A 20,322-nucleotide genomic window follows, 5' to 3' on the forward strand; every position below is an offset into this window, starting at 1 on the left:
TCCACTTAGCGCTTGGCCTTCGAAGCGTCGCTGGCAATCACCACCGACAATTTGGCCGGATCGATATGCTTGCGGAAGGCTGCACTCACCTGCTCCGCGGTCAAGGCCTTCAGCTTCGCCTCATATTCCTTGCTCCACACAAAGGTGCGGTCCAGGTAGCGGAAGTGCGACCAGGCGCCGGCTACCACGTCATCCTTCGAGCGGTTCTGCACGCGCTGCTGCATCAGGCCCGATTTGGCACCGGCCACTTCGGCCGCGGTAAAACCGTTCTTCACCGCGCGCTCCAGCTCCTGGAGCACAGCCGCTTCCAGCTTGACCATATTCTGCGGCGCTGCAATCGCTTCAACGCTAAAGCCGCCCGCGTCGTCACGGTCGCCGGCATCAAGCGAGGAACCGCCGCCATAGGACAGGCCCTCCTTCTGGCGGATCCGGTCCATCAGGCGCGACTTCAGGCCGCCATTGCCGAAGATGTAGTTCGCCAGCTCCAGCGCCGGATAATCGGCATCGTCCGTGCGCAGCGGGATATTCATACGCGCGGCGAACATGCCGTTTTCCTTGTCCGGCGCATCCAGCGTGAGGCGGGTCGCAGCCTTCTCCGCATGTTTATCCAGGATTGGCGCGTATGCGGCCTTGCTTTGCCAGCCGGCCAGCTCCTCGCTGGCGACCTTGACCAGTTCCGCCTTGTCGAAGTCCCCGACTACGGACAGCTCGCCGCGCGCAGTGCCGTAGAACTCATCGTGATAGGCCTTCACCTCCGCCAGCTGCATCGCCTTGACCGCCTCGATCTGTTCGTCGAGCGTCATCACGCTGCGCGGGTCGCCTTTCGGCCAATGATCGAAGTACTCGGCCAGCTTCCTGCCCGCCATCGCCTGCGGGTCGTTGCGCGAAGCATCGATGGCGACGATCCACTGCTGGCGCATCTGCTCGAATTCCGCCTCCGGGAACGAAGCATCCTTCAGCACGTGCGCCACCAGGCGCAGCGCGGCAGAGAGGTGTTCGCGCGTGGTCTCGAAGTGATACAGGCTGCCCGACATCTTCAGCTTCGACATTGCATCGGCCAGCTGCGCGCGCGAATACTTGCTGGTGCCGCGCGCCAGCATCTGGTCCGCGGCCGCTGCCAGCATCTGCTTGCCGAACTGGTTCTTCTCGTCGCCCCAATGCAGGCGCAGGTCCACTGCCACCGTCTCGCCGCGATTCTTCTTCGGCAGCAGCGCCAGCTTCAGGCCGCCGATTTCCTTCAGCTCCGTGCGCGCCATGATGTTGTCCTGGCTCGGATCGAAGTTTTCCGAGGTCAGGGCGCTGGCCTTGCTCTTGTAATCCTTGACCAGTTCGGCCGCGGTCGGCGCCGCGCCGATGTCCGCGCGCTGCGGCGCGTCGTCCGGGATGAAGGTGCCGACGGTGCGGTTGTCGCGCTTCATATAGCGTCCCGCCGCTTCCGCCACCTGAGTGGAGGTGATCGCCGCCAGGCCGTCGCGGCCCTGGAACAGCAGCCGCCAGTCGCCCAGCGCGATATGCTCGCTCAAGGCCACGCCGACCTGCTGTGGATTGTTCAGCGCCTTTTCGATCGAGTTGCCGTACTCGCGGCGCGTGCGCTCCATTTCCTCTTCGGTCGGCGGGGCCTTGGCAAAGCCCTCCACCGCCGCGATCAGTTCATCGCGCACCGGTTCGATCGGCTGTCCCATCTTCACCACCGCGCCGAACACTTGCAGGCTTGGCGCGAAACCAGGCTGGCTCATGGCAAACACCTGCGCTGCCTTGCCGCTTTCGACCAGTTGCTTGTGCAGGCGGCCGTTTGGCGTGTCGCCCAGCACCTGCCCCATGAAAGCCAGCGGATCGGCATCGTTATGCAGGCCCGATGGAATCTTGTAGCCCACCAGCACGATCTGTACATCGCCCTTGCGGCGTACCGCGTACTGGCGCTCCCCATCCTGCGTCGGCTCCACGGTCCAGAACTGCGGCAGCTTGCGCTTCGGCTTCGGGATGGCGCCGAATTTCTTGCTGATCCAGGCCAGCGTCTGCGAGGGATCGAACTTGCCCGCCACCAGCAGCACCGCGTTGTCCGGCTGGTAGTAGGTATGGTAGAACGCCTGCAGGTTCTCGATCTTGACGTTTTCGATGTCGCTGCGGTTGCCGATGGTGGAGCGGCCGTAGCTGTGCCAGTCGTAGGCCACGCTTTCCAGGCGTTTGTACAGCACTTCGAACGGGCTGTTCTCGCCGCTTTCGTACTCGTTGCGCACCACGGTCATTTCCGAATCCAGGTCCTTCTTCGAGATGAAGGACCTGGTCATGCGCTCGGCTTCCATGTCCAGCGCCCACTGCAGGTTTTCCGGGCTGGCCTGGAAGACTTCGTAGTAGTTGGTGCGATCGAGCGACGTGGTGCCGTTGAACTCCATGCCGCGCTCGGAAAACTGCTGCGGGATATTGCGATGCTTGGGTGCGCCCTTGAACATCAGGTGCTCCAGCAAGTGCGCCATGCCCGTTTCACCGTAATTTTCATGGCGCGAGCCGACCAGGTAGGTGACGTTGACGGTCACCGTCGGTTTCGACGCATCGGGGAACAGCAGGACTTTGAGCCCGTTGGGCAGGCGGTATTCGGTAATGCCTTCGACCGAGGGGCCTTTGGCGACGCCGGCGGGCAAGGTTTGGGCGAGAGCCGAAGAAGTGGTCAGCAGCAGCGCTGCGACGTATCTGATGTGCATGGGGTTCTGCTCATGTTGGCAAAACCCTATCCTACGACACTTAAGCCTTTTCGTCAGGTATCAGGCAGGCTTCGACCACCTGCAGCTTGTTATCCTTGGCGAATTCCTTAACGAAGTTATAAGCCATCGGCTGGATTTCGCGCAGGCCTTCGTTGACGACAACGGCCTTGATGCCGTTGACGACAGTCGGGGTGACGTAGGGTGAGAACTGCAGGTGGGCATGGCGCCCGCCGGAGCCTTCCGGGCGGAAGCACGCCAGTACACCGGCCAGTCGTTCCGCCCAGTCGCTTGGACGGAATTGTTTGCCGTCGGTCGTAAGCCCAAGAATGAAGAACTCGCTGGCCATATACCTGAAACCCGGTTGCTGTGAGGAACCCCAGTATTATATCTTATAGAAGACTTGAACGGGGCTCCGGGTTCAGGTCATTTTAGCCGAGCCACACCGCTCCGGACAGCAGCAACAGCAGCATCATCCACAGCAGCAGTGCGCGCCACACCAGGCCGACCGTGCTTTGCAGGGCGCGCACGCCCGGCTCATCGCCCGGCAGCTGGTCCACTTCCATGTCGCTGATGTCGACGGTTGCCGCGTCGGACGGAATGATCTTGGCCGCGTTTTCATTCGGCGTGCCGAGGCGCACGCCCATGGCGCCGCCGCCGGCCGACAGGATGATGCCGATCGCCTCATCCTTCCAGCGGTGGGCGAAATTGCGCCAGGCGTAGATCGCATCTTCGAAATTGCCGACCACGGCGAAGGCCACAGCCGTCAGGCGCGCCGGAACCCAATCGATCCAGTAGAACGCCTTGTGGGCGAAGATGCCAAAGGCTTCCTGGCGCATATGCTCCGGCTCGTTCCAGGCGCGGGCCAGGTATTCGGACACCCGGTACAGGATCGCGCCGCAAGGGCCAAGCGGCATCAGGAACCAGAAAAACACGCCGAACACATTGCGGTGGGTGGTCACCAGCGCCTTCTCCACCGCGATGCGGGAGATCTCGCTCACTTCCATGCCCACGGTATCGATCTTGCACCACTCGGCCAGCAGCGAGCGCGCCTGGCTTTCATCGCCGGCACTCAAGGCCAGCTGGATCGAGGTGAAGTAATGGCTGTAATGGCGGAAGCCCAGCGTCAGGTAGACGATCAGCACGTTCCAGGCGAAGGCCGCCAGCACCAGGTTGTAGCGCAGCAGCAGCCAGTACACCAGGCCGGCAGGCAGCGTCAGCGCGCCGATCAGCAGGAACCAGCCCATGCGGCCATGGCTCGCATGCCCGGCATTGAACCATTGCTCCATGCGTACGGCCAGGCTCTTGATTTCCGCCCAGATCGGGTTGTCCGCTCGCAGGGGCTTCAGTTGTTCGAACAGCAAGGCCACGAGAATGGAGAGAAAAGTCATCTAAATCCTTTGATTAGCAGTACCACAATGCCCGCTACGATAGCTTATGCGCGCAAGAAATGAAACAGGTTGCGCAGCATGCCGGCCGTTGCGCCCCAGATAAAATAGTTCTGGTAAGGCATTGCGTAAAAAGTGCGGCGCCCATTCGGCAGCTCGGCTGCCAGGCGCTGGTGGTTGGCGCCATCCATCAGGAACTGGAACGGCACCTCGAAGATCTCGGCCACCTCGAACGGGTCGGCCTTCATGTCGAACGGCGGCGTCACCAGACCCACCACCGGCGTCACGGCATAGCCGGTCCCGGTGTAGTACAAGGGCAGCGTGCCGATCACGTCGATATGGCGGCGATCCAGGCCGATCTCCTCCTCCGTTTCGCGCAAGGCGGTGTCGATCGCATCGGCGTCAGTCGGCTCGGCGCGGCCGCCGGGGAACGCCACTTGCCCGGCATGGTCGTTCAGGTGCGCGGTACGCATTGTCAGCAGCAGGTGGACGCCATCTTCGCGCAGCACCAGCGGCACCAGCACGGCAGCCGGCGTCGGTTCGCCGCGATGCAGGCCGAGCGGCGGCTCGGACGGTTCCGGCGTCCAATCAGGCGGCTCGGCAAAGCGGCGTCGCAGCCAATCCGGCGCCAGGCGCTCCAGCAGCACCGCGGCTTCACCGGCAATTGCTTCAATCGGTAGCTGGGTCGGGTCGAAAGGAGTTTTGGCCATAGGCGGCATTGTACCAAGCTGAAAAAAAAGGACGCCCGAAGGCGTCCTTTTCCGAATCCGATACCGGAGTATGGATTACGCTGCGGTTGCCGCAACTTTGCGGTTTGGCAGTTTTTCCTTGATACGTGCGGATTTGCCCGAACGCTCGCGCAGGTAGTACAGCTTGGCGCGGCGAACGTCACCACGACGCTTCACTTCGATCGAAGCGATCAGCGGGGAGTACAGCTGGAAGGTACGCTCAACGCCTTCGCCGGACGAGATCTTACGAACGATGAAGTTCGAGTTCAGGCCGCGGTTACGACGAGCGATAACAACGCCTTCGTAAGCCTGGGCGCGCTTGCGGGTGCCTTCAACTACGTTTACGTTGACGATCACGGTATCGCCAGGTGCGAATTCAGGGATGCTCTTGCCCAGGCGAGCGATTTCTTCTTGTTCCAGTTGCTGGATCAGGTTCATTGTATGACTCCTATTACCATCTTGCCGGCGCGATCAGGGATGCCCGGTAGAGGATGGGGTTGAAACACGGCAGGCAACATGCCTGCCACGGTACTACAACGGGTTTACAAACCCGCCAAAAACTTTTCGTCCTTCTTCGAGAGCAGGCCCGCTTCGCGCGCCTTTGCCAGCAGGTCGGGACGCTTGCGCGCCGTCGCTTCCAGCATGCGCTCACGGCGCCACTTCTCGATCTCGGCGTGGTTGCCGCCCAAAAGCACGGGTGGCACTGCCTCGCCTTCATAAATCTCTGGCCGCGTATAGTGCGGCGAATCCAGCAGGCCGTTGACGAAACTGTCTTCGACTGCCGAAGCATCGGTATTCAGCACGCCTGGCAACTGGCGCACCACGGCATCCATCAGGGCCATGGCAGGCAGCTCGCCGCCGGACAGCACGAAATCGCCGAGGCTGATTTCTTCATCGATGCAACGGTCCAGCAAACGCTGGTCCACCGCTTCGTAGCGGCCGCACAGGATCACGAGGCCGGGCTCCTGCTTCAACTGCATCACGCGTTCATGCGTGAGCTGCTTGCCTTGCGGCGACATGTACACCACGCGCGGCGCCGGCAAGCCGGAAACCACCTGGCGCTGCTTAGCGGCCGCGATGGTCTGTTCCAGCGGCTTGGCCAGCATCACCATCCCCGGGCCGCCGCCGTAAGGGCGGTCATCCACGGTGCGGTGGTTGTCAGTGGTGAAATCGCGCGGATTCCACAGCGACAGGCCCCAGCGCTTCTGCTCGAACGCACGGCGGGTTACGCCGGACTGCGTCAAGGCAGCGAACATCTCGGGGAACAGGGAAATGACGTCGAATTGCATTGTGCGGTTCCGGATTAGTAATCCAGGCCCCAGTCCACGATGATCTGCTTCGCGTCCTTGTCCACCCTGATGACAAACTGGCTTACAAACGGGATCAGGCGCTCTTGCGCCTTTCCATCAGCCTCGTACTCGACGCGCAAAATGGATTGTGGCCCATTGCTCATCATGTCCGCGACTGTTCCAAGGCTTTCGCCCTGTTGATTCTGAACTGCCAGGCCGAGCAAGTCGCCCCAGTAGTATTCGTCTTCTTGCAGCTGCGGGAAATCGGCGCGCGAGACGAATACGGCCGCGCCTTTCAGCGCTTCTGCTTCGTTACGGTCCGTCATCCCGACGATAGTGGTGACGACATCGCCACCATGCAGCTTAGCCCGCTTGACTTCCACGTCACGCAGGCTTGGCTTGTCGAGCCACCAAGTGGTGGCATGCAGCAGCGCATCTGCTTCGGAGTTGAAGGGTCGGACACGGACCCCGCCGGTGATGCCGTAGGCACCGAAAACAAAGCCAACCTGAACCAGGTCAGCCGGGGCTTGCACCCCAGATGCGGTCTTGCTGCTCAAAGCTTGAATTAAGCTGCTTTCTGGGTAGCAACCAGCTTGGCAACAGCTGGGGACAGCTGAGCGCCAACGCCTTGCCAGTAAGCCAGACGGTCAGCAGCAACGCGGAAGGTTTCTGCTTGGCCGGTAGCCATTGGGTTGAAGAAGCCGATACGCTCTACGAAACGGCCGTCACGACGATTGCGGGAATCGGTTGCAACGATGTTGTAGAAAGGACGCTTCTTGGCGCCACCACGAGCTAAACGAATAACGACCATAATATTTCCAAAAAAGAGTGCTGAGTCGGATAAAGCCGCAAATTATAGCGCGCTTTCAATCCGACCTGCAAGATTAATCAAATTGGTGGGGACTTGGACAATCCGAAATTATCCCCTGAACTAGCCACGGCGGCAACAGCTTTGTTGTGCGATACTGCCGGTTTTTCGGACTTTTCGGCAGCAATCATGTCTGTTTTACACAAAAACAAAACCTTTGCCGCCCTGCTCGCCGCCGTCGCCGGCGGCCTCGGCCTGCACCGCTTCTACCTGCGCGGCCTGGCCGACAAATGGGGCTGGCTGCACGCGGCCAGCCTGCTCGGCTGCGCCGCCGTGTTTGCGCTGTGGCCGAAAGCCGATCCCTACTTCCTGCTGCTGCCACTGATCGTGTCGATCCTGGTCGGCGTGCTCGAGGCCCTGGTCCTGGGCCTCATGCCCGATGAGAAATGGGATGCCGCCTTCAATCCCGGCTCCGGCAAGCAATCGAGTTCGCGCTGGCCGCTGGCGATCGTACTGGTCGCCAGCCTGATGTTCGGCGCCTTCAGCCTGATCGCCACCATCGCCCGCCTGTTCGACCTGCTCTACACCGGCGGCATCTACGGCTGACCCCATGGTGGGACACAGGCTCATGTACGGCTAACGTCTTGTCACAAATTTGCATTCCATTCGGCAACTATTGACCTATACTCACCACACTACAACCGTTTTTGGAGAACCCATATGAAAGTAATTAAATTCCTCTTGCCAGCCATCCTGGCCGTAACGGTTACCGGCGCGAATGCGCAACCGAAACGCTCTGTTTGCGCCGATTGCGGCACTGTGACCGCTGTTAAAGTCGTCGAAAAAGATGGCGAAGGCGGCGCGACCGGCATTATTGCCGGCGGTCTCGCTGGCGGCCTGCTGGGCAACCAGGTAGGCGGCGGCACCGGCAAAACCCTGGCCACCGTTGCTGGCGCTGCCGGCGGCGCCTACGCTGGCAAGAAGATCGAAGGCAAAATGAACAAGGTCAAGGAATGGCACGTGACCGTCAAGTACGAAACCGGCAAGGTCGGCACCGTCGTACTGAAGAACGATCCTAACCTGCGCAATGGCGACCACGTTCGCCGCGAACACGGCGGCCTGGAACGCTACTAAGCCCTCCGCGACAGCAGTAACCCCATCCCCGCGCCGGCCAGCAGGCCGGCGCAAATCCGATTGAACGTCCTCTTGCCGCGCGGTTGCGCGAACCACTTCTGCATGCGCGCGCCCATCCAGGCGTAAGCCGCCAGCGCCACCAGCTCCAGCAGCAAAAACAATACGCCCAACACGAAGAACTGTGCGCCTACCGGCCCGGCAGGATCGACGAATTGCGGCAGGAAAGCCGTGAAAATCAGGATTGCTTTCGGATTGCCCGAAGCGACCAGGAATTCCTGGCGTGCCAACTGCCACCAGCCCGCAACTGGCGCAGCGCCCGCCACCTGCCCACCCGGCGGCGCACGCCAGAGCTGCCACGCCAGGTAGAACAGGTAGATCGCGCCAACGGTCTTGATCCCATAGAACAGCAGCTCGGAGGTATGCAGCACCGCTGCCAGCCCGGCCGACGCCAGCGCGATCATCCCTGCAAATGCGACCAGCCGTCCGGCACCCGCCAGGCACGAGCGGCGAAAGCCATAGCGCGTGGCATTGCTGACCGATAGCAGGTTGTTCGGCCCGGGCGCCATATTCAATGCAAAACAGGCGGGCACGAACAGCATGAGGGTTGAAGCATCCATGGCCGGCTCCATATGGAAATTTTAGTTAATATACAACGCCAAAACGCGCAAGGAGACACCGTGACAGACAATACTACGCCCCACTTCCCGCCCCACTTCCCGCCCCACTTCCCGCCCCAGTGGCAACCCCTGGTGGACCGCGCAGCCAGCGCCTTGCGCGAACTGGCCGTCAATGAGGACGCCAAGGCCCGCTTCCTGGAGGACCCGATGCTGCGCCCTTACATGGAGCGCGTATCGCAGCGTTATGTTGCGGGCAGCACGGTAGCGGACGTCATCGTGCGTGCCGCGATGATCAACCAGAACGGGCACCGCGCTTCCGCCGAGTACATGGGCGAGAGCGTACGCGACGAAGCTTTCGCCAACGCGGAAACCAGCGTATTCCTGCAGCTGGTGCAGGCCATCGGCGAGCAGCACCTCGACTGTTCGATCTCGTTCGACTTGTCGCATATCGGCTCGCTGGTCGATCCGGAGCTCGGCTATCGCAATGCGCGCCGCATCGCGCGGGCAGCGCAGGAGATCGGCCAGGAAGTGATGATTTCGATGGAGGCTTCCGATCGCACCTCCGGCATTTACGAGACCTATAGCCGCTTGCACCAGCAGGACGGACTGGCGAACGTCGGCATCACGGTGCCGGCCAAGCTGCACCGCACCGCGAACGACCTCCCTGCCCTGCTGCGCCATCCGGGCCGCATCCGCCTGGTCAAGGGCGCCATGTTCGAACCGGTGCAGATCGCCTATCCTCGCAACAGCCCCGAACTGGCTGCGGCCTATCGCCGCTACGCAGCCGTACTGCTGCGCAGCGGCCACAAATGCTCGATCGCGACGCATGACCGCCCGGTCCAGGACGAGCTGGCGGCCATGATTCGCGCCGAGGGCATCGCAGCCGGCCACTACGAATTCGAGTCGCTGATCGGCCTGGGCGAGCAGAATATCTCCGAGCTGCGCGACGGCGGCTTCGCCACGCGCGAGTACGCAGTTTTTGGGAAGGAGTACTTCTTGTACGTATTGAACCGCATCTCCGAAGAACCAGTCCGCGTCTACCAGGCGGTCGTTGACGCCCTGGGTGCGGCATGATGCGCCGCCTTCTCGCCGCAGCAGCCCTGGCCGCAGCCAGTGCCGCGCAAGCGCAATCGGTAGCGATCACCATCGATGACGGCCCCAACGCCGGCAACACGCCCCGCATGTCTGCGCAGGAACGCAACCAGGCTATCCTGGCTGCGCTTGCCAAGCACCGCGTGCAGGCGGCACTGTTCGTCACCACAAGCTACGGCGCCAACACGCAGCAAGGCCTGCCGCTATTGCAAGCCTGGAGCAAGGCCGGCCACGCGATCGGCAACCACACGGTGACGCATCCGGACCTGGAAAAAGTCCCGCTGGCCGAATACCAGCGCCAGGTGATGGAGTGCGACAGCTTGATCAGCACCCAGCCCGGCTACCGGAAATGGTTGCGCTTTACCTATCTGCGCGAAGGGAATACTCCGGAAAAGATCGATGGCATGCGCACATTCCTGCGCGACCATGGCTACCGCAATGCGCAGGTGAGCCTGGACACCAGCGATTGGCGCCTGAACGAAAAGCTGGAACAGGTACTGGCGAAGGATCCCAAGGCCGATGTCGGCGCGATCCGCACTGCCTACCTGGCCCATATCAAGCAGCGCGCACTGGCTTACCGCGAGCTGTCGCAGCAACTGCAAGGACGCGATATCTCTCAGGTCCTGCTGCTGCACCACAACCTGATCAACGCACTATGGCTGGACGACGTGCTGGCGCAATTCGGGCAGATGGGCTGGAAGATCGTCACGCCGGCAGAAGCCTTTGCCGACCCGGTCTACCAGCTGGAGCCGGTGCGCAAGGTTGCAGGCCAGAGCTTGCTGCTGTCGCTTGGGCGGACACTGGGACTGGGAATGATGCCTGGCGGCGAGCGCCTGGTGGATGATGGGGACTACGAGATCGCTGAACTCGCGAAAAAAGGACTGTAAGGCCAAAAAATTGTCGTCCGATTTTCGGTTGCAGCCCAGGCAGGAGCCTCGTTAAGCTCCTGCCATCAATCCTCCGCTTCCCTCCTCGACGATGAAATTCACTGATCCCACCGACATCCAGCGCTGCTACCAGGCACTGGTCGCACGCTCGCCTGAACATGTCGGCGCATTTTATGCGGCGGTCAAGACCACGGCATCTTCTGCCTGCCAACCTGCCGTGCACGCGAGCCGAAGGCGGAGAATGTCGACTTCTTCTCCGACATCAAGGAAGCGCTGGCGCTGGGCTTCCGCCTGGCCGGAGAAAACGCGCATACGCGCCAGGCCGAGACAGAGATCGCAGAATACTTCGAAGGCAAACGCCGGCAATTCAGCGTGGCGCTCGATGCGTCGGGAAGCGACTTCCAGCGCGGCGTCTGGAATGCGCTGCGCGCAATGGAGTTTGGGGAAGTGACGCATTACGCCGACCTGGCAGCGCGCCTGGGGGCGCCCAACTCGGTGCGGGCAGTAGCTGGAGCGAATGGGGCAAACCGGATTGCGATCATCATTCCCTGCCACGGGTTATCGGCAAGGATGGATCGCTGACGGGCTACGGCGGGGGATTGGCGCACAAGGAATGACTCCTTGCGCATGAAGGGCGGCGCAAGGGCCGCCCCGCTGCAACTTAGAACTGCTCGACTTCCAGGCCCAGCACACCTGCGCTGCCCTCAACGATGGCGGCGCGCATGCCGGTGGAGCCGGACAGGATGTGATCCGCGAAGAAGCGCGCGGTCACGATTTTGGCGTGGTAGAACGATGCATCGCCCCCGCCTGCCGACAGCTTCGATTGCGCGATCAGCGCAGCACGGCCCATCTGCCAGCCGCCGAAGACGATACCGGCCAGCTTCAGGTACAGCACGGAACCCGAGAATACGCCCTTGATATCCGACTTGACGTGGTTGACCACGTACTCCACCACCGCTTCCAGGTCGTCGGCGCCTTGCGCCAGGTGCTTGCGCATTGCGGCGAAATCAGGGCTGTTCACGCCAGCCAGTTCTTCGGCAGTCGCGCGCACTTGCGCAATGATCGATTTGGCCAGCGCGCCGCCATCACGCACGGTCTTGCGGCCGATCAGGTCATTGGCCTGGATCGCGGTGGTGCCCTCGTAGATGGTCAGGATCTTGGCATCGCGGTAGTGCTGCGCCGCGCCGGTTTCCTCGATGAAGCCCATGCCGCCGTGCACTTGCACGCCGTCGCGGGCCACGTTTTCCGACATCTCGGTCGACCAGCCCTTCACGATCGGCACCAGGTATTCGTAGACAGCCTGGTTTGCCGCGCGCACTTCCGCGTCTGCGTGGTGGTGTGCCACGTCATGGATGCCGGCAGCTACGTAAGCCAGCGCACGCGCTGCTTCGGTCTGGGCGCGCATCGACATCAGCATGCGGCGCACGTCCGGGTGGTTGATGATCGCCACGCCAGCCGGGGAGCCGTTCAGGTCGCGCGACTGCACGCGGTCCTTGGCGAAGGTCACCGCCTGCTGGTACGCATTTTCCGCCAGGCCCACGCCCTGCATGCCGACGCCGAAGCGGGCTGCGTTCATCATGATGAACATGTATTCCAGCCCGCGGTTTTCTTCGCCCACCAGGTAGCCCACGGCGCCGCCGTTGTCGCCGAACTGCAGCACGGCGGTCGGGGAAGCCTTGATGCCCAGCTTGTGTTCGATCGACACGCAGTGCGCATCGTTGCGCTCGCCCAGCGAACCGTCGGCGTTGACCATGAACTTCGGCACGATGAACAGCGAGATGCCCTTCACGCCAGCCGGCGCATCAGGCGTACGCGCCAGCACCAGGTGAACGATGTTCTCGGCCATATCGTGCTCACCGTAGGTGATGAAGATCTTGGTGCCGAATACTTTGTAGGTGCCATCGCCCTGCGGTACGGCGCGGGTGCGCACGGCTGCCAGGTCGGAGCCGGCTTGCGGCTCGGTCAGGTTCATGGTGCCGGTCCATTTGCCGGTCACCAGCGGCTCCAGGTAAGTTGCCTTCTGCTCGTCGGAACCAGCGGTCAGCAGCGCTTCAATCGCGCCGTCGGACAGCAGCGCCACCAGCGCGAACGACAGGTTCGAGCCGTGCAGCATTTCCACGCATGGGGTGCCGATCAGCTTCGGCAGGCCCTGGCCGCCGAATTCAGTCGGGTGCTGCAGGCCTTGCCAGCCGGCTTCAGCGAACTGCTTGAAGGCTTCCTTGAAGCCCTTCGAAGTGGTGACCTTGCCGTCAGTCCAGGAGCTTGGCTCTTTGTCTGCTGCGTGGTTCAGCGGGGCGATCACGCCGCTCACGAATTTCGCGTTTTCTTCCAGTACGGCTTCCGCGGTTTCCGCATTTGCATCTTCACAGCCTGGCAGCGCGGATACGCCTGCCAGGTTTGCCAGTTCGTTCATCACGAACAGCATGTCTTTCATTGGGGCTTGATAGCTCATGACACCTCTCCAAGGTAGTAAAAGGGCCACTTGCGTGGCCCCGGTACTCAGTCCTTTTTCAGGACATTTATTTAATTAACCCAGTTCCTTGACCAGTTGAGGAACAACCTCGAACAGGTCGCCTACGATGCCGTAGTCGGCAACGGAGAAGATTGGAGCTTCAGGGTCTTTGTTCACGGCCACGATGACCTTGGAATCCTTCATGCCGGCCAAGTGCTGGATCGCGCCGGAAATACCGACGGCGATGTACAGGGAAGGAGCAACGATCTTGCCGGTCTGGCCTACCTGCCAGTCGTTCGGCACGAAGCCTGCGTCCACCGCGGCGCGCGATGCACCCATGGCGGCGTTCAGCTTGTCAGCCAGCGGTTCCAGGATCTTGAAGGCGTCAGCGGAGCCCATGCCGCGGCCACCGGAAACGATGATCTTGGCAGCGGTCAGTTCCGGACGGTCCGACTTGGCCACTTCGCGGCCAACGAAAGCGGACTTGCCGAAATCGGCAGCGGCAGCCACGGTTTCCACGGCAGCGGAACCGCCTTCGGCAGCAGCAGCGTCGAAGCCGGTGCTGCGTACGGTGATGACTTTGACTTTGTCCGACGATTGCACGTAGGCGATTGCGTTGCCGGCGTAGATTGGGCGCTCGAAGGTGTCAGGCGCGTCAACCTTGGTGATTTCGGAGATCTGGGCCACGTCCAGTTTTGCAGCTACGCGTGGCAGGATGTTCTTGCCGTAGGCGGTTGCCGGAGCCAGGATGTGAGAATAGCCACCAGCGATCGCCAGGATCTGCTCGGAGACGTTTTCTGCCAGGCCGTCGGCGAAGTGGGCTGCGTCAGCGTGCAGCACTTTGGTGACGCCGGCGATTTTCGCGGCGGCAGCGGCGGCGGCGCCGGCGTTCGAGCCAGCGACCAGCACGTGTACTTCGCCTGCGCATTTGGCGGCGGCGGTAACGGTGTGGAGGGTGCTGCCCTTCAGGGATGCGTTGTCGTGTTCTGCGATGACGAGTGCGACCATGATTGAGTTCCTAGAGTATTCGGTGAATTAGATGACTTTAGCTTCGGCGCGCAGCTTGGACACCAGGGTCGCTACGTCAGGCACTTTGATACCAGCGGAACGCTTGGCAGGCTCGGCCACTTTCAGGGTTTTCAGGCGTGGGGTCACGTCAACGCCCAGGTCTTCAGGCTTGACGACATCCAGCGGCTTCTTCTTCGCCTTCATGATGTTAGGCAGGGTCACGTAGCGTGGCTCGTTCAGGCGCAGGTCGGTGGTCACGATAGCTGGCAGTTGCAGCGCCAGGGTTTCCAGGCCGCCGTCCACTTCGCGCGTCACGGTGACTTTGCCGTCGCCCAGTTCAACCTTCGAAGCGAAGGTCGCTTGCGGCCAGCCCAGCAGCGCTGCCAGCATCTGGCCAACCTGGTTGGAGTCGTCGTCGATTGCCTGCTTGCCCAGGATGATCAGTTGCGGTTGCTCTTTATCGGCAACAGCCTTCAGCAGCTTGGCCACAGCCAGCGGCTCCAGCTCAACGCCGGTTTCGATCAGGATGCCGCGGTCGGCGCCAATCGCCATGCCGGTGCGCAGGGTTTCCTGGCACTGGGTCACGCCGGCGGATACGGCAACCACTTCGGTTACTTTGCCGGCTTCTTTCAGGCGGGTCGCTTCTTCCAGTGCGATCTCGTCGAACGGGTTCATCGACATTTTGACGTTGGCGATATCTACGCCAGTGCCGTCGGATTTGACGCGCACTTTCACGTTGAAGTCGACGACGCGCTTGACAGGTACCAGGACTTTCATAGGTGTGCCTTTGAAAAAGAGATAAGTAAAATTAGTGGGCTAGATTATATTGGAATTCGATATCACTTATCGAATAAAAGCACGATCGTGCGTTTTTTAAATACAATCCGGCGCCGAAAATCAGCAACCGGTAGCATACCGCAGTTTTTACTTGCGGCGCATCAAAAACGTAAATTCAGTGCCCTGCTGGATGTGGGACAACAATGCATTGCCAGTCTGCTTGGCAAAGGCCTGGAAGTCACGCACTGACCCTGGATCGGTCGCCACGATACGCAATACCTGGCCGCTTTCCAATTCCGCCAAGGCTTTCTTGGCTTTGAGGATAGGCAGCGGGCAATTCAGGCCGCGCGCGTCGAGGTCCTTATGAAATTCCATGGTCTCGGACTCGAGAGTAAGAGTTTCGCTCATCAATATCTCGCTTCTGTACAACTGGTTCCGACATACTACTCCAATTTTGTGCGTCTGACGCACTGCACCAAAATAGTTAATGTTGCGTTGCAAAATCACAACGACATTGCCATGCCGGAAAGGCCCGCCCTAGTAGGCGCGGGCCCGCAGCAGCTCTTAGATACGCGACTCCACCCATGCTGCAACGCCACCGAGCGCACCTGGCAGTGCGTCCGGATTGGTGCCGCCGGCCTGCGCCATGTCAGGGCGGCCACCGCCCTTGCCGCCCACTTGTTGTGCAACGAAGTTGACCAGCTCGCCTGCCTTGACCTTGCCGACGGAGTCAGCAGTCACGCCGGCGATCAAGCTGACTTTGCCATCGCTGACGGAGGCCAGCACGATGGCGGCGGACTTCAGCTTGTCTTTCAGCTTGTCCATGGTTTCGCGCAGCGCGGTGACGTCGGCGCCTTCCATGGTCGCAGCCAGGACTTTCAGGCCCTTGACGTCGACTGCCTTGTTCACCAGTTCGTCGCCCTGGCCGGAAGCCAGCTTCGACTTCAGTGCAGCCAGTTCTTTTTCCAGCAACTTCACCTGCTCTTGCACGGCGCCGATCTTGGCGGTCAGTTCTTCAGGATTCGACTTCAGCGCGGCGGCAGCTTCATTCAGCTTGCGCGCCATGCCCTGCACCAGCGCCAGCGCGCCTTCGCCGGTCACGGCTTCCACGCGGCGGATACCGGCTGCAACGCCGCCTTCCGAGACGATCTTGAACAGGCCGATATCGCCGGTGCGGTGCACGTGCACGCCGCCGCACAGCTCTTTCGAGGAACCGATGTCCATCACGCGCACTTCGTCGCCGTACTTCTCGCCGAACAGCGCCATGGCGCCGTGCTTCACAGCGTCATCGAAGGACATGTTATGCGACTGGGTCGCAGCGTTGGCCAGGATCTCGGCGTTGACGATAGCTTCCACCTTGGCGATTTCCTCGGCGGTCATCGGCGCATTGTGAGAGAAGTCGAAACGCGCCTTGTCCGGATCAACCAGCGAGCCTTTCTGTGCCACGTGGCCGCCCAGCACTTCGCGCAGGGCTTTGTGCATCAGGTGGGTTGCCGAGTGGTTGCGGATGGTGCGGCCGCGCGCATGCTGGTCCACTTCCGCGCCGACAGCGTCGCCAACCTTCAGCGCGCCGGATGCCAGCACACCGTGGTGGCCGAACACGTCGGCCTGGATCTTCAGCGTGTCTTCCACTTCGAACTTTGCGCCGGCGGCCTGGATCAGGCCCTGGTCGCCCACCTGGCCGCCGGATTCGGCGTAGAACGGGGTGGTATCCAGGACCACGATGCCCTGCTCGCCTGCTTTCAGTTCCTGCACCGGTGCGCCGTTGGCGTACAGGGCGATCACTTTCGAGTTGTGCTGCAGCTGGTCGTAGCCGACGAACTTGTTCTTCTCGCCGCTGTATTCAACATTGGCCGCCATCTTGTTCTTGAACTTGCCGCCTTCGCGCGCCTTGCGCTTCTGCTCTTCCATCGCCAGGTTGAAACCTGCCTCGTCCAGCGTCACTTCGCGTTCGCGGCAGATATCGGCGGTCAGGTCCAGCGGGAAGCCGTAGGTGTCGTACAGGGTGAAAGCGGTGGCGCCATCGAGGTTCTTCGGATCCTTGGCCAGCTGCGCTTCCAGGATCTTCATGCCGTTTTCCAGCGTCTCGCCGAAACGCTCCTCTTCCGCTTGCAGCACCTGGGCAACGCGGTCCTTGGCCTCAGCCAGCTCCGGATAAGCACCGCCCATTTCAGTGTTCAGGTCTGCCACCAGCTTGTAGAAGAATGCCTTGGTCTGGCCCAGTTTATGGCCGTGGCGCAGCGCGCGGCGGATGATGCGGCGCAGGACGTAGCCGTGGCCTTCCGGACCAGGGATGATGCCGTCGACGATCATGAAAGCAGAAGCGCGGATGTGGTCAGCGATCACGCGCAGGGATTTGTTTTCCAGGTCGGTCGCGCCGGTTTCGCGGGCGGCAGCCTTGATCAGGGCCTGGAAGGAATCGATCTCATAGTTGGAGTGCACGTGCTGCAGCACTGCGGCCAGGCGCTCCATGCCCATGCCGGTATCCACGCAAGGCTTCGGCAGCTTGTGCATCACGCCCGCTTCGTCGCGGTTGAACTGCATGAACACCAGGTTCCAGATTTCGATGAAGCGGTCGCCGTCTTCCTGCTCCGAGCCTGGAGGGCCGCCCCAGATGTCGGCGCCGTGGTCGTAGAAGATCTCGGTGCAAGGACCGCAAGGACCGGTGTCGGCCATCTGCCAGAAGTTATCCGACGCGTAGCGCGAACCCTTGTTGTCGCCGATACGGATGATGCGCTCTTTCGGCACGCCGATTTCGTTGGCCCAGATGTCATAGGCTTCGTCGTCTTCGATGTAGACGGTGACGGTCAGCTTTTCAGGCGGCAGGCCGTAGACCTTGGTCAGCAGCTCCCAGGCGTACTGGATCGCATCGCGCTTGAAGTAATCGCCGAAGCTGAAATTGCCCAGCATTTCAAAGAAAGTGTGGTGGCGCGCGGTGTAGCCGACGTTTTCCAGGTCATTGTGCTTGCCGCCGGCGCGCACGCAGCGCTGCACGGTGGTGGCACGGGAATACGGGCGCACGTCCTGGCCGAGGAACACGTCCTTGAACTGCACCATGCCGGAGTTGGTCAACAGCAGGGTCGGGTCGTTGCCTGGCACCAGCGAGCTGGAACGGACAATCGTGTGACCCTTGGATTCGAAGAACTTCAGGAACTTTTCGCGAATTTCAGCAGATTTCATGTCGTAAAAGGTAGGTTGCAGGCTGGTGCAAAGGGTTGATTATACGTGAACAGCCCGCCGTTGCGGTGGGCGTCGGCCTCTAAGCCGCTAGTCGAAGTCCGGCCCGATCAGGTCGATGCGGTCGGTGCAAAAAGCGTCCACGCCGAGGGCGAGGATTTCCCGCGCTCGCTCAGGGGAATTCACGGTATAGCAAAACAGGCCCAGGCCCGCCGCCTTCACCGCCCTCGCCTGGTCCGGCGTGAGGTATTTGTGATTGGTATGGATCGCCACCGCGCCAAGCTCGCGCACCGTTGCCAGCCAATTCGCAGGAATATTATCGAAAAGACAAGCGCGCGGCAGGTCAGGCGCCGCATCACGCGCGGCCGCCAAAGCAGGCATGCTGAAGGAAGACAGCAAAGGCATTTGCGCCGGATCGCCCGCCGCCACTTCGGCGGCAAAGCGGGCACGCGCGGTTTGCGCCACCCAGCGGCCAGTCGCCTCGTCATGGCCCTCCGCCGGCTTGATCTCGATGTTCATCCAGATCTTGTGCTCTTTGCAGTAATCGACCCATTCCAGGAACAAGGGCACGGGCTCGCCGCGGAACTCAGGTCCGAACCAGCGGCCCGCATCCATCTTCGCCAATTCCGCAGCCGTGAAGTTAGGCAGAAAACCGTCGCCGTACACAGTGCGGCCGAAATGCGAGTCGTGCATCACCACACCGATGGCATCGGACGACAGCATGACGTCGAATTCCACCGCGCGGAAACCATAAGCCAGGCCAGCGCGCAGGCCGGCGATAGTATTTTCCGGAGCGAGCGTACCGCCTCCGCGATGCGCAACGATTTTTGGGTAGGGCCACATAGGATTAAGACACTAACACGGTTGGATGCGTTAAGCTAACGCTCCCTGAAAACAGTAGGAAGAAGACAACATGACGCCGAAGGCCCTTGGACACATTCGCGTACTGGACTTAAGCCGCGTACTGGCTGGGCCTTGGTGCTCGCAGAACCTGGCCGACCTTGGTGCGGACGTGATCAAGATCGAACGTCCTGGCGCCGGAGACGACACGCGTGCCTGGGGTCCGCCATACGCCAAGGACGCCTCCGGCGCCGACACCACCGAAGCGGCGTACTACCTGTCCGCCAACCGCGGCAAGCGCTCCGTGACCTGCGACATCTCCAAGCCTGAGGGGCAGGCCCTGATCCGCGAACTGGCCAGGCAGGCCGACGTGGTGCTGGAAAATTACAAGGTCGGCCAGCTGAAAAAATATGGGCTGGACTACGACTCGCTGAAGGCTGTCAAGCCGGACCTGGTGTACTGCTCCGTGACCGGCTTCGGCCAGGACGGACCGTACGCACACCGCGCCGGCTACGACTTCCTGATCCAGGGCATGGGCGGTTTGATGTCCGTGACCGGCGAGCGCGACGACCTGCCCGGCGGCGGCCCGCAAAAAGCCGGCGTCGCGCTGACCGACCTGATGACCGGCATGTACTCCACCATCGCGATCCTGGCCGCATTGACCCACCGCGACCGCACCGGCGAAGGCCAATACATCGACATGGCGCTGCTGGACGTGCAAGTGGCCATGCTGGCCAATATGGGCTCCAACTACCTGAATAGCGGCAAGGCGCCTAAGCGCTGGGGCAATGCCCACGCCAACATCGTGCCCTACCAGACCTTCGCCTGCGCCGACGGCTACATCATCGTCGCCACCGGCAACGACGGCCAGTACCAGAAGTTTGTCGAAGTGGGCGGCCGCGCCGACCTGGCTTTCCACCAAAGCTACGCTACCAATCCGCTGCGCGTAAAGAACCGCGACGAGCTGGTGCCGATCCTGGCCGACATGGTGAAGTCGCAGCCACGCGACTGGTGGATCGAGCAGTTGGAAGCGGTGGGCGTGCCATGCGGCCCGATCAACGACCTGCATGACGTGTTCAAGAACCCGCAAGTACAAGCGCGCGGCATGATGATCGAAACCGACCACCCGACCGCTGGCAAGGTAAAACTGGTGCGCAACCCGATGCGCCTGAGCGCCAGCCCGGCCGAAACCGACATGGCCCCGCCCCTGCTGGGCCAGCACACCGACGAAGTACTGCGCCAAGTCCTCGGCCGCAGCGAAGAAGAAATCGCCACCCTGCGCAGCAAAGGCATCCTGTAAAAGCGATACGGCCGAGCCCGTGTCACACCGTGGGGTCACACCCCAGGTGTGACACGAGCCCGACCGTGCTAAGGAAGAGCCCGTGTCACACTTAGGGTGTGACCCCATGGTGTGACACGGGCTCGGCTG

The 20,322-nt window shown here is 61.6% G+C and carries 21 protein-coding genes; 6 read left to right on the top strand and 15 right to left on the bottom strand.

Going from position 1 to position 20,322, the window contains the following annotated elements; genetic code table 11:
* Window positions 1–5: 5 nt before the first annotated feature.
* The 8 genes from ASE26_RS03050 to rpsP form a co-directional block, all read right to left on the bottom strand.
* Window positions 6–2,699 carry a pitrilysin family protein gene (locus ASE26_RS03050; protein ID WP_055936785.1) on the bottom strand — a complete coding sequence of 898 codons (2,694 nt, stop codon included), beginning with the start codon at window positions 2,697–2,699 and terminating at the stop codon, window positions 6–8.
* A 40-nt stretch (window positions 2,700–2,739) separates the two neighbouring features.
* A complete protein-coding gene (locus ASE26_RS03055; protein WP_055936782.1) occupies window positions 2,740–3,045 on the bottom strand; it encodes a DUF3579 domain-containing protein in 306 nt (101 codons plus the stop codon).
* Window positions 3,046–3,127: 82 nt separating this feature from the next.
* Window positions 3,128–4,087 (bottom strand): CobD/CbiB family protein, encoded by a 960-nt coding sequence (locus tag ASE26_RS03060; protein WP_055936779.1) that lies wholly within the window; start codon window positions 4,085–4,087, stop codon window positions 3,128–3,130.
* A gap of 44 nt (window positions 4,088–4,131) precedes the next feature.
* Window positions 4,132–4,794 (bottom strand): CoA pyrophosphatase, encoded by a 663-nt coding sequence (locus ASE26_RS03065; protein ID WP_055936776.1) that lies wholly within the window; start codon window positions 4,792–4,794, stop codon window positions 4,132–4,134.
* 75 nt (window positions 4,795–4,869) lie between these two features.
* Window positions 4,870–5,250, bottom strand: a complete 381-nt coding sequence (gene rplS, locus ASE26_RS03070; protein WP_055936773.1) for a 50S ribosomal protein L19 — start codon at window positions 5,248–5,250, stop codon at window positions 4,870–4,872.
* Window positions 5,251–5,354: 104 nt separating this feature from the next.
* Window positions 5,355–6,101, bottom strand: coding sequence for a tRNA (guanosine(37)-N1)-methyltransferase TrmD (gene trmD / locus ASE26_RS03075; protein WP_055936770.1), 747 nt, complete (start codon window positions 6,099–6,101; stop codon window positions 5,355–5,357).
* 14 nt (window positions 6,102–6,115) lie between these two features.
* A complete protein-coding gene (gene rimM / locus ASE26_RS03080; RefSeq protein WP_057245575.1) occupies window positions 6,116–6,658 on the bottom strand; it encodes a ribosome maturation factor RimM in 543 nt (180 codons plus the stop codon).
* An 8-nt stretch (window positions 6,659–6,666) separates the two neighbouring features.
* A complete protein-coding gene (rpsP, locus tag ASE26_RS03085) occupies window positions 6,667–6,912 on the bottom strand; it encodes a 30S ribosomal protein S16 (protein ID WP_055936763.1) in 246 nt (81 codons plus the stop codon).
* 186 nt (window positions 6,913–7,098) lie between these two features.
* On the opposite strand from rpsP, the gene ASE26_RS03090 reads away from it, so the two are divergent.
* On the top strand, window positions 7,099–7,515 hold the full coding sequence (locus tag ASE26_RS03090; RefSeq protein WP_055937527.1) for an NINE protein: 417 nt from the start codon (window positions 7,099–7,101) through the stop codon (window positions 7,513–7,515).
* Window positions 7,516–7,629: 114 nt separating this feature from the next.
* Window positions 7,630–8,043, top strand: coding sequence for a glycine zipper 2TM domain-containing protein (locus ASE26_RS03095; protein WP_055936760.1), 414 nt, complete (start codon window positions 7,630–7,632; stop codon window positions 8,041–8,043).
* Here the strand turns inward: ASE26_RS03095 and ASE26_RS03100 are convergent.
* Window positions 8,040–8,660: a LysE family translocator gene (locus ASE26_RS03100; protein ID WP_055937524.1), complete on the bottom strand. Its 621-nt coding sequence runs from the start codon at window positions 8,658–8,660 to the stop codon at window positions 8,040–8,042. The genes ASE26_RS03095 and ASE26_RS03100 overlap by 4 nt on opposite strands.
* Before the next feature lie 60 nt (window positions 8,661–8,720).
* On the opposite strand from ASE26_RS03100, the gene ASE26_RS03105 reads away from it, so the two are divergent.
* The 3 genes from ASE26_RS03105 (at window position 8,721) to ASE26_RS29655 (ending at window position 11,221) form a co-directional block, all read left to right on the top strand.
* Window positions 8,721–9,734: a proline dehydrogenase family protein gene (locus ASE26_RS03105; protein ID WP_229207282.1), complete on the top strand. Its 1,014-nt coding sequence runs from the start codon at window positions 8,721–8,723 to the stop codon at window positions 9,732–9,734.
* The gene (locus tag ASE26_RS03110) at window positions 9,731–10,639 is read left to right on the top strand and encodes a polysaccharide deacetylase family protein (protein ID WP_229207281.1); all 909 of its coding nucleotides are present in this window, start codon (window positions 9,731–9,733) and stop codon (window positions 10,637–10,639) included. The genes ASE26_RS03105 and ASE26_RS03110 overlap by 4 nt, the downstream gene beginning before the upstream one ends.
* Window positions 10,640–10,843: 204 nt before the next feature.
* Window positions 10,844–11,221: a methylated-DNA--[protein]-cysteine S-methyltransferase gene (locus ASE26_RS29655; RefSeq protein ID WP_229208111.1), complete on the top strand. Its 378-nt coding sequence runs from the start codon at window positions 10,844–10,846 to the stop codon at window positions 11,219–11,221.
* Window positions 11,222–11,300: 79 nt separating this feature from the next.
* Here the strand turns inward: ASE26_RS29655 and ASE26_RS03120 are convergent, their stop codons facing one another.
* The 6 genes from ASE26_RS03120 to ugpQ form a co-directional block, all read right to left on the bottom strand.
* Complete coding sequence (locus ASE26_RS03120; protein ID WP_055936754.1) at window positions 11,301–13,091, bottom strand: acyl-CoA dehydrogenase; 1,791 nt, start codon at window positions 13,089–13,091, stop codon at window positions 11,301–11,303.
* Between the two features lie 75 nt (window positions 13,092–13,166).
* The gene (locus ASE26_RS03125) at window positions 13,167–14,099 is read right to left on the bottom strand and encodes an electron transfer flavoprotein subunit alpha/FixB family protein (RefSeq protein ID WP_055936751.1); all 933 of its coding nucleotides are present in this window, start codon (window positions 14,097–14,099) and stop codon (window positions 13,167–13,169) included.
* A gap of 27 nt (window positions 14,100–14,126) precedes the next feature.
* A complete protein-coding gene (locus tag ASE26_RS03130) occupies window positions 14,127–14,876 on the bottom strand; it encodes an electron transfer flavoprotein subunit beta/FixA family protein (RefSeq protein WP_055936748.1) in 750 nt (249 codons plus the stop codon).
* Window positions 14,877–15,023: 147 nt separating this feature from the next.
* Window positions 15,024–15,251: a sulfurtransferase TusA family protein gene (locus ASE26_RS03135; protein ID WP_055936746.1), complete on the bottom strand. Its 228-nt coding sequence runs from the start codon at window positions 15,249–15,251 to the stop codon at window positions 15,024–15,026.
* 189 nt (window positions 15,252–15,440) lie between these two features.
* Window positions 15,441–18,056 (bottom strand): alanine--tRNA ligase, encoded by a 2,616-nt coding sequence (gene alaS / locus ASE26_RS03140; protein ID WP_057245576.1) that lies wholly within the window; start codon window positions 18,054–18,056, stop codon window positions 15,441–15,443.
* Window positions 18,057–18,143: 87 nt separating this feature from the next.
* Entirely contained in the window at window positions 18,144–18,896 is a 753-nt protein-coding gene (gene ugpQ / locus ASE26_RS03145) for a glycerophosphodiester phosphodiesterase (RefSeq protein WP_057245577.1), read from the bottom strand.
* 70 nt (window positions 18,897–18,966) lie between these two features.
* Here ugpQ and ASE26_RS03150 point away from each other — a divergent pair, with 70 nt between their 5' ends.
* Window positions 18,967–20,193: a CaiB/BaiF CoA-transferase family protein gene (locus ASE26_RS03150; RefSeq protein WP_055936738.1), complete on the top strand. Its 1,227-nt coding sequence runs from the start codon at window positions 18,967–18,969 to the stop codon at window positions 20,191–20,193.
* Window positions 20,194–20,322 lie beyond the last annotated feature (129 nt).

Source organism: Duganella sp. Root198D2 (genome assembly GCF_001428585.1).
Lineage (GTDB): Bacteria > Pseudomonadota > Gammaproteobacteria > Burkholderiales > Burkholderiaceae_D > Rugamonas.

What these genes read in the sequence shown, in the direction of transcription:
- trmD (WP_055936770.1), bottom strand. Translation starts at nt 6,101, where the DNA reads ATGCAATTCGACGTCATTTCCCTGTTCCCCGAGATGTTCGCTGCCTTG.
- alaS (WP_057245576.1), bottom strand. Translation starts at nt 18,056, where the DNA reads ATGAAATCTGCTGAAATTCGCGAAAAGTTCCTGAAGTTCTTCGAATCC.
- ASE26_RS03150 (WP_055936738.1), top strand. Translation starts at nt 18,967, where the DNA reads ATGACGCCGAAGGCCCTTGGACACATTCGCGTACTGGACTTAAGCCGC.
- ASE26_RS03110 (WP_229207281.1), top strand. Translation starts at nt 9,731, where the DNA reads ATGATGCGCCGCCTTCTCGCCGCAGCAGCCCTGGCCGCAGCCAGTGCC.
- rpsP (WP_055936763.1), bottom strand. Translation starts at nt 6,912, where the DNA reads ATGGTCGTTATTCGTTTAGCTCGTGGTGGCGCCAAGAAGCGTCCTTTC.
- ASE26_RS03050 (WP_055936785.1), bottom strand. Translation starts at nt 2,699, where the DNA reads ATGCACATCAGATACGTCGCAGCGCTGCTGCTGACCACTTCTTCGGCT.
- ASE26_RS03130 (WP_055936748.1), bottom strand. Translation starts at nt 14,876, where the DNA reads ATGAAAGTCCTGGTACCTGTCAAGCGCGTCGTCGACTTCAACGTGAAA.
- ASE26_RS03065 (WP_055936776.1), bottom strand. Translation starts at nt 4,794, where the DNA reads ATGGCCAAAACTCCTTTCGACCCGACCCAGCTACCGATTGAAGCAATT.
- ASE26_RS03100 (WP_055937524.1), bottom strand. Translation starts at nt 8,660, where the DNA reads ATGGATGCTTCAACCCTCATGCTGTTCGTGCCCGCCTGTTTTGCATTG.
- ASE26_RS03135 (WP_055936746.1), bottom strand. Translation starts at nt 15,251, where the DNA reads ATGGAATTTCATAAGGACCTCGACGCGCGCGGCCTGAATTGCCCGCTG.
- ASE26_RS03120 (WP_055936754.1), bottom strand. Translation starts at nt 13,091, where the DNA reads ATGAGCTATCAAGCCCCAATGAAAGACATGCTGTTCGTGATGAACGAA.
- ASE26_RS03055 (WP_055936782.1), bottom strand. Translation starts at nt 3,045, where the DNA reads ATGGCCAGCGAGTTCTTCATTCTTGGGCTTACGACCGACGGCAAACAA.
- ugpQ (WP_057245577.1), bottom strand. Translation starts at nt 18,896, where the DNA reads ATGTGGCCCTACCCAAAAATCGTTGCGCATCGCGGAGGCGGTACGCTC.
- ASE26_RS03060 (WP_055936779.1), bottom strand. Translation starts at nt 4,087, where the DNA reads ATGACTTTTCTCTCCATTCTCGTGGCCTTGCTGTTCGAACAACTGAAG.
- ASE26_RS03095 (WP_055936760.1), top strand. Translation starts at nt 7,630, where the DNA reads ATGAAAGTAATTAAATTCCTCTTGCCAGCCATCCTGGCCGTAACGGTT.
- ASE26_RS03125 (WP_055936751.1), bottom strand. Translation starts at nt 14,099, where the DNA reads ATGGTCGCACTCGTCATCGCAGAACACGACAACGCATCCCTGAAGGGC.
- ASE26_RS03090 (WP_055937527.1), top strand. Translation starts at nt 7,099, where the DNA reads ATGTCTGTTTTACACAAAAACAAAACCTTTGCCGCCCTGCTCGCCGCC.
- rplS (WP_055936773.1), bottom strand. Translation starts at nt 5,250, where the DNA reads ATGAACCTGATCCAGCAACTGGAACAAGAAGAAATCGCTCGCCTGGGC.